Source organism: Rhodococcus sp. NPDC057014 (assembly GCF_042673295.1).
Classification (GTDB): domain Bacteria; phylum Actinomycetota; class Actinomycetes; order Mycobacteriales; family Mycobacteriaceae; genus Rhodococcus_F.
Map to the genome: position 1 here is coordinate 1 of NZ_JBHUSF010000363.1, position 8,587 is coordinate 8,587.

The following is an 8,587-nucleotide window of genomic DNA, read 5'->3' on the forward strand; positions in this document are numbered from 1 at the left end:
GGATGGTGCTGTTCACGATCGCCTCCTCGGTGAATCGCGTTCCGCGCCGGCCGGCGCGGAACGCCGGTGCCTGTATCCCAGTGTTCGCCGTCCGTCGGCGCGAGATTAGGGCCGATGGTCACCGCCGGGCGGGGATTCGAGTCGCCCTGCGACCATCCATTTCGTCACAGTGACGAAACAAGGTGTCCCATTCGGGTGCCGGGGGACCACCCGGCACCCGAATGTTCATTCGGAAACGGCGGGTGTCCGGGCCACCGCGGCGTCGGCGGCCGAATTGGCCTTACCGGCCCGGCGCCGCACATCCGCCGGCGTGAATATTATTCAGAACCCGCGAACGAACGGATCGCGACGCGACGGTACGGCAGCGCCGCGGCGAGTCGGACGCACGGAATCGGGCGTCGTCGGATCGGGCAGACCGGCCGGCGCAGAATCGGCCGCGTGTATCGAGGCAGGCCGAATTCGGGCCTCCGACCTGCGGCGATAAAACGCCACTTTTTGCCGATAATCGACATTATGTCAACTAGCGGACCTGAGGGCCCGCCCCCGGGCATTCGTGCACCCACCCATCGGTCCGGTCGGCGGACCCACCCGCCGCGTTGCCGACGCCACCCGCACCACCACCGCGCGGCGCAGCACCACCCGGGCCGACCATCGGAGGATCCGACTCGCACGGGATCGCCGGGAAGAAATGACGTCAGCTACCGCGATCGACCGACTCGAGCGACCTGCCCGTCCTCCCGTGGGCCGAGACGCGGACGGCGCCGGTGACGAAGTCTTCCCTACCTCGTCACCGGCGCCGAACCGTCACCATAGCAGATGATCGAACTTGTGTTCGACTGACGCCGCTTGTCGTCGTGGTCCCCTAATGTCGTGTTCGTCCCGAGTCCACTCATCCGACACGAAGAAGGAATCGACACGATGACGAAGTACCTGATTTCGTTTCCCAGTGCTGCCATGGTCATTCCCGACGGGGATCTGCAGGCGGTGTCGGATGCGTCGCACGCGGTGGTTCAGGAGGCGAAGGACGCCGGCGTGTGGGTGTTCGGCGGTGGCATCGACGACAGCGTTCCGCCCGTCCTGGTCGACGGGGACGGAACAGTGACTCCGGGCACCTACCCGCAGACGACGCAGCTCGACGGCGGCTACGCGGTACTGGAACTGCCGTCCCGCGAGGCGGCACTGGAATGGGCCGCGAAGCTCGCGGTTGCCTGCCGGTGCGCGCAGGAGGTGCGCGCGTTCGGGTACGACCCCGCCAGCTGACCCGCCTGTCAGCGACCCGAAGGCGGCTCGGCCTGGGGTGCCCGGAGTCGCGGGCGCACGTGCTCGAAGATCAGGATGGTCTCGGTCGAGGCGACCGCAGGGTGCGCGCTGAGGTGGTCGAGGACGAAACGCCTCAGCTCCTCGCTGCTGCCGGTGGCGACGTGGATGAGGTAGTCGTCGGCGCCCGCGATGAAGTACACGTTCAGCACCTCGCCCAGGGTGGCGAGCTGCTCGGCGAGCTGCCCGAGGTGTTGTCGTGCGTTGGCCTGCACGCAAACTGCGATCATCGCCTGTAGATCCCTGCCGAGGGTGGCGGGATCGATGTCGGCGTGGAATCCGCGGATCACGCCGCGGTCGATCAGGGAGCGCACCCGGCCCAGGCAGGTCGACGGCGCGATGCCCGCGAGCGCGGCGAGCGCGTTGTTGGGGGTACGAGCGTCCCGCGAGAGTTGATCGAGGAGGATTCGGTCGATGTCGTCGATCGGCGCCGTCCCCGCTCGAACATCATTCGACCGCGGGCCGTCGGCATACGGCGTGGCCGGAACATTCTTCTTCATCGGCCCAGTCTAGAGAATTTTCTTCTTACTCCTTGGTTTCGGTGCGCTGATTGTTCACCATTGATGCCTGTCGGCCGAATTTCCGGCAGACCTCTACAGGCATGAGCACCGCCCGCACCACCGTCCCACTCCCCTGGTCCACGGCCGAAATGTGCCCCGACACCGAGATCGTCGCTTCCGAGCGTGATCGGAAAGGCTCACCATGAGCAACCCCCAGTCCCCGCCCGCACGCCACCGCGTCGTGGTGATCGGATCCGGCTTCGGTGGGTTGTTCGCGACCAAGGCCCTCCGCCGCGCAGACGTGGACGTCACGGTGATCGACCGCACCACCCACCACCTCTTCCAGCCCCTGCTGTACCAGGTGGCGACCGGCATCCTCTCCGAGGGCGAGATCGCACCGTCGACGCGGATGATCCTCAAGGACCAGGCCAACGCCGCCGTCCGGCTCGGTGACGTCACCGGCATCGACCTGACCGAACGCACGGTGACGTCCGAACACCTCGGGCAGGCCACCGTCACCGGATACGACAGCCTCATCGTCTCCGCCGGCGCGCAGCAGTCGTATTTCGGCAACGACCACTTCGCCGAACACGCCCCGGGGATGAAGTCCATCGACGACGCCCTCGAGCTCCGGGGCCGCATCCTCGGCGCGTTCGAGCAGGCCGAGCTTACCGCCGACCCGCGGGAGCGGGCACGCCTGCTCACGTTCGTCGTGGTCGGTGCCGGGCCCACCGGCGTCGAGATGGCTGGTCAGATCGCCGAACTCGCCCATCGAACGCTCGCCGGGGCCTACACCAACTTCGACCCCCGCGACGCGCGGATCATCCTGCTCGACGCGGCGTCCGCGGTACTGCCGCCGTTCGGTGACAACCTGGGGTCGGAGGCGGCCGAAACGCTCGAGAAGCTCGGGGTCGAGGTCCGGCTGGGCACATCGGTGACCGACGTCGACGCCGCCGGACTCACCGTCCGGGACGCCGAGGGCGCCGAGCATCGCATCGCGTCCGTCTGCAAGGTCTGGTCCGCGGGAGTGGCGGCGAGCCCACTCGGTGCGCAACTCGCGGCCCAGTCGGGTGCCGACCTCGACCGCGCGGGCCGCGTCGCCGTCGAGGAGGACCTGACGCTGCCGGGCCATCCCGACGTGTTCGTCGTCGGTGACATGATGTCCCGCGACCGTCTGCCCGGCGTCGCCCAGGTCGCGATCCAGGGTGGCCGCTACGCCGCGAAGCGGATCGCCGCCGAAGTCGCCGCGGCGACCAAGGGACGCCCGGCGCCGGAACGCCCGCCGTTCCGGTACCGCGACAAGGGTTCGATGGCCACCATCTCGCGTTTCAACGCGGTCGCGAAGATCGGTGGTGTCGAGCTGACCGGTTTCCTCGCGTGGATCCTGTGGCTGGCCGTGCACGTGGTCTACGTCGTCGGGTTCCGGAGCCGTGTCGCCACCCTGCTGTCGTGGGCCTGGACCTTTCTCGGCACCTGGCGCGGGCAATTGACCAACACGCATCAGCAGATCACTGCCCGCAATGCGATCGCGCAGCTGCACAGCCTCGGGCGCCGGATCGAGGATGCGGACGCCCCTGTCGCGCGGGCGAGCTGACGGTCGCGGACGTCGGCGAACACCCGCGGCTCGACGTTCCGCACTTGTGGTTTCGGTGAACCGAACATTATGATTCGCCACGTGAAAACAACGTCCTTCAAGGTGGGTGCGCGACGACGGCCGGCGACCGCTGCCGCGGTACTGACAGCGCTGGCCGCGACGCTGATGCTGTCCGGGTGCGGCAAGGGCGACGGGCCCGCCGACGACAAACCGGTGGTGCTGACCACGTTCACCGTGCTCGCCGACATCGCCGCGAATGTCGGCGGCGAGCACCTGACCGTCGAGTCGATCACCAAGGCGGGCGCGGAAATTCACGGATACGAGCCCACCCCCGGCGATATCAGGAAGGCCGCGCAGGCCGACCTGATCCTCGACAACGGTATGAACCTGGAGGCCTGGTTCGGCCAGTTCGTCGACGGGGTGGACGTCGAGCACGTGGTCGTCAGTGAGGGCGTCGAACCGATCGCCATCGGTGAAGACGCGTACGCGGGGAAACCGAATCCGCACGCCTGGATGTCACCGCTGAACGTGCAGATCTACGTCGACAACATGGTCGCCGCGTTCAGCGAACTCGATTCCGCTCATGCCGCCGACTACCGCAGCAACGGCGACGCGTACAAGGCGCAGTTGCAGGCCGTGCAGGACGAGTTGGTCGCCGAACTGGGCGCGCTGCCGGTCAACGAACGCGCACTGGTCACGTGCGAGGGAGCGTTCTCGTACCTGGCCCGCGACGCGGGGCTGACGGAGAAGTACATCTGGCCGGTCAATGCCGAACAGCAGGCCACTCCCCAGCAGATCGCGTCGACGATCGAGTTCGTGAAGCAGAACCGGGTTCCGGCGGTGTTCTGCGAGTCCACGGTGTCGGATGCGCCGATGCAACGGGTCGTCGAAGCGTCCGGCGCCGCGTTCGGTGGCACCCTGTACGTCGACTCCCTGTCCGAGGCGGACGGGCCCGTGCCGACGTATCTCGACCTGATCCGGCACGACGCCGACACCCTCACCTCCGCACTGAACGGGCAGCGGTCGTGACCGCGCAGCCGGCCGTCGAGGTCGAGGACGTCACCGTCCACTACGGCGACGTGCTCGCGCTCGACCAGGTCTCCCTCGCCCTTCACCCCGGACGCGTCTGCGGACTCGTCGGCATGAACGGCTCGGGCAAGTCCACCCTGTTCAAGACGATCATGGGCACGGTCAAACCCGACACCGGCACGGTCCACATCAACGGCGCGGCGCCGGCCGCGGCGCGCAAGGCCGGGGTGCTGGGTTACGTTCCGCAGAGCGAGGACGTCGACTGGACGTTCCCGCTCTCGGTGCGGGACGTGGTGATGACCGGCCGGTACGGGCGCATGGGACCGACCCGGCGGCCCGGAAAGGCCGACCGCGAGGCCGTCGACCACGCTCTCGATCGCGTCGAGCTGACGGACCTGGCGGACCGGCAGATCGGGCAACTGTCCGGTGGCCAGAAGAAGCGCACGTTCGTGGCCCGGGGAATCGCGCAGGGCGCCACCATCCTTCTCCTCGACGAACCGTTCGCCGGGGTCGACAAAAGATCCGAGGCCACCATCACCGCGCTGCTGCGGGAACTCGCCGACGCGGGCGCGGCGATCCTGGTCTCCACCCACGACCTGCATGCGCTACCCGACCTCGCCGACGAGGCGATCCTGCTGCTGCGCACGGTGCTGATGCACGGCGACCCGGCGGTCGTGCTGCAACCGGAGAATCTGGCGGCCGCGTTCGGCCTCGACGTGATGACAAGGACCTGAGAATCAATGGACGTCATCGACTTCTTCGTCGACCCCCTGCGCTACGACTTCATGGTCCGCGCGCTGATCACCACCCTGATCGCCGCGGTGGTGTGTGCGGTGCTGTCGTGCTGGCTGGTGCTGATCGGCTGGTCGCTGATGGGTGATGCGGTCTCGCACGCCGTCCTGCCCGGCGTGGTCCTGGCCTACATCGTCGGCGCCCCGTTCGCGATCGGCGCGGTGATCTTCGGATTCCTGGCCGTGGCACTGATCGGTGTGGTCCGCGACACCAGCCGGGTGAAGGAGGACGCCGCGATCGGCATCGTGTTCTCCACACTGTTCGCCCTCGGCCTGGTGCTGGTCTCGGTCACCCCCAGCCAAACCGACCTGAATCACATCATCTTCGGCAACCTGCTGGGTGTCAGCCGGTCCGACCTGGTCCAGATCGCGATCCTCGGGGCCTTCGTGTTCACCGCCCTGATCGTCAAGCGCCGCGACTTCACGCTGTACGCCTTCGACCCCACCCATGCGCACGCCATCGGCCTGAACCCGCGGCTGCTCGGGGCGGCGCTACTGGGGCTGCTGGCCCTGACGGCGGTGGTGGCCCTGCAGGCCGTCGGTGTCATCCTGGTCGTGGCCATGCTGATCATCCCCGGGGCGACGGCGTACCTGCTGACCGACAGTTTCCATCGGATGCTGATCATCGCCCCGGCAATCTCGGCGTCCTGCGCCGTCGTCGGCCTGTATCTGAGCTATCACCTCGACACCGCCAGCGGCGGGATGGTGGTGCTGTCCCAGGGCGTTGCCTTCGCGTTGGTCTATCTGTTCGCGCCGCGGCAGGGCGTGATCGGTCGCCGGATCACCGCGTCCCGGCGTCGCCGGGCATCCACGTCCCCGGCGGTGGCGGCCGACCGCTGACGGTTATCCCGCCGGCGCGTGCCTCGGCACGATCATCACGGGGACGGGAGCGTGCCGCAGAATTTTCGCGGCGGCCGAGCCGAGGAACACGTGCGCGGCGGGTCCGGCGGCTCCCGAACCCAGCACCAGCATGTCGTCGGGCTCCCAGGACACGGCTTCGACCGCCCCGCGCCAGTCGGTGCCGCTGCCGATCTCCACGTCCACGTCGGGGACCGGGATGCGGGCGCGAACCGCGTCGAGTTGCCGGGCGATGTCGTCGGTGGTCCGGCGCGTCCACTGCCGGACGACGAGATCCTCGGTCGATTGCTCGATCGCGCCACCGAACCTGGACACGGGCCGCACGGTGAACGACACGATCCGCACTGTCGCGGGCCACCGTGCGGCCATTTCCGCGGTGGCGGCGATGAGTCCGTTGACGTCGGCTTCGCCGCCGTAGGCGGCGGTGAGCCTGCGGATCGGTCCGGGCACCGGTGGGTAGCCGCGCGGCGCGATCGCGACGGGCACCGCCGCGGTGTGCACGAGCCGTTCGGTGACGCTGCCCAGCGCCACCCGGCCCAGCAGACCGGACGACGACGATCCGACGACGACGAGGGTGGCGTCGTGGGCGGTGACGAGTTCGATCAGCCCGGTGGGAATCGACGTCGATCGGTGGACGACGGTGGGGATGTCCAGGTCGCCCGGCAGACCGCCGACCACCCCGTCGAGTGCCCGTGACGCCTCCGCGGTGACGTAGCGCAGGTATTCGCGGTCGATGGGGTCGTCCTTCCCCGGCCACGGCTGTTCCACGATCGCCGCGGCCACGACCGTCTCCCCGGTCCAGCGTGCGATCCGTGCCGCCAGGTGCAGCGGCGCGGTCCCCTGACGGCTCGAGCTGAATCCGGCGATGATCGTCATCGAGCGGGTTTCCCTGCGCCGACCGGGTGCGCGACGACGTGGGTGACCGGCACACCGTGCTCGGCGCGGGCGCGGTCGACGACGTCGAACCGGTGCCACACCGACTCCTCGGGTGGCAGCGTGGAGATGACGATCTGATCCGGATGGAACGACTCGACGCCGGTGGCCAGTGCGCGCAACGGCCGGTAGTCCCCCACCTCGCCGTCCGCGTCGAGGTCCTCGGAGCGGAGCGTCGTCAGGGTGTCGGCGAGTCGCTGCCGGGCGACCTCCCGGGTCGCTTCCGCGACGTCGAGCGGGCCGTGGGTGGCGGCGGTTCCGGTCTCGATCGGGCTGGCGGGCACGACCACGAAGTAGACGGCTTCCCGGTCCGCGCCGATGCGGCGGAGTTCGTCGAGCATCTCCTTCGACTCGACGGTCTGGTTGGCCAGCACCAGGACCCGGTGAGGCCGGGCGGTCGCGGCGGCCCCCTCGACCTCGGGCCGCCGCCGCACGAACCAGGTGTTGGCGAGGAACAGCACGATCACGACCGCCCACGACACCAGGCTCAGCACGAGTTGCGACCGCACGTCCTCCTGCAGATACATCTGCACCAGGATCGCGACGATCGCGGCGGCGGTGACGATCGACAACACCGGGAACAGCCACATCTTGACCCGCAGTTCCGAGGCCGGGGTGCGGTACCGCAGCACGATCTGCGAGACGGCGATGAGCAGGTAGACGAACAGGATGATCGCACCGCTGGAGTTCAGCAGGAACGCGAAGACGGTGTCCGGGGAGACGGCCGCGGCGATCACGCACAGGAATCCGACGACCGAGGAGGCGAGGATCGCGATGGCCGGCACCCCGCGACGGGTCACCCCGACCAACTGCGCGGGTGCCTCCCGGCGCGCGGCGAGGACGAACAGCATGCGGGAGGCGGTGTACATGCCGGAGTTGAGGCAGCTCAGTACCGCCGTCAGCACGACGGCGTTCATGATGTCGTCGGCGTACGGGATCCCCATCTCGGTGAACGCGGCGACGAACGGGGACGCGGCCATCTGCTCGTCGTCCCACGGCAGGATGGTGGCCAGCAGGAACGTCGAGCCGACGAAGAACACGGCGATCCGCACGATCACCGAGTTGGCGGCCTTGGTCACCGCCCGCTCCGGATCCGCCGACTCCGCGGCGGCGATCGTCGCGATTTCGGCGCCGACCATGGAGAAGATCACCGTGACCACGCCGACGGTGACGGCCATGGCGCCGAACGGGAGGAACCCGCCGTGGCTCCACAGGTTGGAGAAGTCGAGCGCCTTGTTCGGCCACACACCGAGCACGAACAGCGCGCCCAGCGCGATGAACACGACGATCGCGGCGACTTTGATGCCGGCGAACCAGAATTCGAACTCGCCGAACGACGACACGGAGAACAGGTTCGTCGCCGTCATCAGGATCATCAGAATCAGCGCGGACAGCCACAGCGGGATGTCGATCCAGTACTGGATGATCGTCGCGCCGGCGATCGCCTCGAACCCGACGACGATCACCCAGAAGTACCAGTACAGCCAGCCGACCGAGAAGCCGGCCCAGTTGCCCAGCGCCCGGCGGGCATAGTCGGCGAACGACCCGGTCGACGGGTTCGCCAC

8 protein-coding genes are annotated in these 8,587 nt (G+C 68.5%); 5 read left to right on the forward strand and 3 right to left on the reverse strand.

Annotated features, from left to right (window positions below; all coding sequences use genetic code 11):
- Positions 1–918: 918 nt before the first annotated feature.
- Complete coding sequence (locus ACFTZB_RS39455) at positions 919–1,260, forward strand: YciI family protein (protein WP_378440441.1); 342 nt, start codon at positions 919–921, stop codon at positions 1,258–1,260.
- 8 nt (positions 1,261–1,268) lie between these two features.
- Here ACFTZB_RS39455 and ACFTZB_RS39460 read toward each other — a convergent pair whose 3' ends face one another.
- Positions 1,269–1,817, reverse strand: a complete 549-nt coding sequence (locus tag ACFTZB_RS39460; RefSeq protein ID WP_378440443.1) for an Lrp/AsnC family transcriptional regulator — start codon at positions 1,815–1,817, stop codon at positions 1,269–1,271.
- A 202-nt stretch (positions 1,818–2,019) separates the two neighbouring features.
- Between ACFTZB_RS39460 and ACFTZB_RS39465 the strand changes: the two genes are divergently transcribed.
- From ACFTZB_RS39465 to ACFTZB_RS39480, 4 genes are all read left to right on the forward strand, one after another.
- Entirely contained in the window at positions 2,020–3,411 is a 1,392-nt protein-coding gene (locus tag ACFTZB_RS39465; RefSeq protein WP_378440445.1) for an NAD(P)/FAD-dependent oxidoreductase, read from the forward strand.
- A 102-nt stretch (positions 3,412–3,513) separates the two neighbouring features.
- Positions 3,514–4,440: a metal ABC transporter substrate-binding protein gene (locus ACFTZB_RS39470; RefSeq protein WP_378440454.1), complete on the forward strand. Its 927-nt coding sequence runs from the start codon at positions 3,514–3,516 to the stop codon at positions 4,438–4,440.
- Complete coding sequence (locus tag ACFTZB_RS39475) at positions 4,437–5,174, forward strand: metal ABC transporter ATP-binding protein (RefSeq protein WP_378440447.1); 738 nt, start codon at positions 4,437–4,439, stop codon at positions 5,172–5,174. Before ACFTZB_RS39470 ends, ACFTZB_RS39475 begins: the two co-directional genes overlap by 4 nt.
- Positions 5,175–5,180: 6 nt before the next feature.
- The gene (locus ACFTZB_RS39480) at positions 5,181–6,071 is read left to right on the forward strand and encodes a metal ABC transporter permease (RefSeq protein ID WP_378440449.1); all 891 of its coding nucleotides are present in this window, start codon (positions 5,181–5,183) and stop codon (positions 6,069–6,071) included.
- A gap of 3 nt (positions 6,072–6,074) precedes the next feature.
- Here the strand turns inward: ACFTZB_RS39480 and ACFTZB_RS39485 are convergent, their stop codons facing one another.
- Both ACFTZB_RS39485 and ACFTZB_RS39490 read right to left on the reverse strand, forming a co-directional pair.
- Positions 6,075–6,965, reverse strand: a complete 891-nt coding sequence (locus ACFTZB_RS39485) for a universal stress protein (protein ID WP_378440451.1) — start codon at positions 6,963–6,965, stop codon at positions 6,075–6,077.
- On the reverse strand, positions 6,962–8,587 hold a 1,626-nt coding region (locus ACFTZB_RS39490; RefSeq protein ID WP_378440453.1), incomplete at its 5' end, for an amino acid permease. The genes ACFTZB_RS39490 and ACFTZB_RS39485, both read right to left, overlap by 4 nt.